Origin of the sequence: Rhizobium atlanticum, assembly GCF_030182485.1 — a bacterium.
Lineage (GTDB): Bacteria > Pseudomonadota > Alphaproteobacteria > Rhizobiales > Rhizobiaceae > Rhizobium.
Genome location: NZ_JAQJCJ010000077.1, coordinates 1 through 1,284 on the forward strand (window position 1 = coordinate 1; position 1,284 = coordinate 1,284).

The following is a 1,284-nucleotide window of genomic DNA, read 5'->3' on the forward strand; positions in this document are numbered from 1 at the left end:
AAACATCTGAGCACAGAGGAGACCACCACATCCCCAGCGTGAAAGCGAGTAGCCGACAGCGGCGCATGAACGCCAAGCAATGCGGTTGTTCAGCGACCTTTAGAGATCGATTCCCCGGCCGCGGTTGACCGCCCGCTGACGCCGTTCCGCGAGGATCTGCTGACGGCTTTCCGCGCGGACGGTCTGCTGCAGGACCTTCAGCCTCTCCTGCATCGCCGCGAAGGCCTGGCGCTGCGCCTCTGGCACATGGTTGATGAGATCCTTGTCGCCGCGGATGATGGCATTGCGCCCGAAGCGCTGGTCGAGCGCCTTGCTGACGACGGCGAACTCCCGCCGGACGCCCGGATCGAGAGAGACAGCCGATGCGTTTTGCCGATGGCTTTTGTTCCCCGCCCCCGTGGTCAGCCGTGTGAGCGCCTCTTCCGCCGCCTTCGACAGGCCAGGAATAGCAACCCCCATACGCTCCCGCTCTGCCTTGATGCCCTGACGGCCTGCGTCGAAGAGATTGACATAGGCAGAGCCAAGAGAACGCAGCCGGGTGGCCGCCTCGGGCACAGCCTTGAGCGCATCCTTGCGCTCGCGGCCCGAAGCCAGCATTCGATCCATCAGACGACCAGAGCCGCGCAAGGCGCCATAAGCAGCCGGATCATTGGTCACCGCAGCAGCAATACGATCGGCAGCAAAGCCTTTTGCAAGCAGTTCCTCGATCTTGCCGACAGCGCCTGCCGGATCGCGCCAGATCGTTCTTGCCGCGTTCGCCAGTGCCGCACGCTGCTGACGGTAAAGAGGAGCGGAGAGAGTTCGCGATCGCGCCTCGTCGTCGATCGGTATCTTGAACTCGGTGACAGCGGCAAGCATGGGCACAACAGTCACATTCTCCTTTCCTCCCCCCTTGTCTTGCTCCGGGTCCGGAACGGCACTGGCTGCCGCGACGATCTTCGAGCGATCCTGGCGCTCGGCCAGATGCTGCGCCTCGGCAAATCGTCTGACGGCTTCAAACAGGTGGGTCAGCTTCTCGCGCTCGCCGACCATCAGATCGTTAGGCATGCGCTCGGCCATGTTGCGCTCGGCAACCGCATCCGCCTTTGCGGTGAAGGCACTCCAGCCGAAGCGGGCAGACAGCGCCTCGCTGACCGCCTTGATCTCTTGCACGACCGTGCGGTCCTTCGCGGCAAGGGCAAAGGCGGTCTTATAAGCATCGTCCCCGCCCCTGTTGCGCACCGCCTCGATCTCCATGAGACGCGCCATGGCGCCTTCGGAGAGTGCCGGGACCGACAATGACAT

Annotated in this window: 1 protein-coding gene; it reads right to left on the reverse strand. The window is 63.6% G+C overall.

Going from position 1 to position 1,284, the window contains the following annotated elements; genetic code table 11:
- Positions 1-99: 99 nt before the first annotated feature.
- Positions 100-1,284 (reverse strand): BID domain-containing protein (locus tag PH551_RS32755; protein ID WP_285196405.1); only part of this gene is annotated, 1,185 nt, incomplete at its 5' end.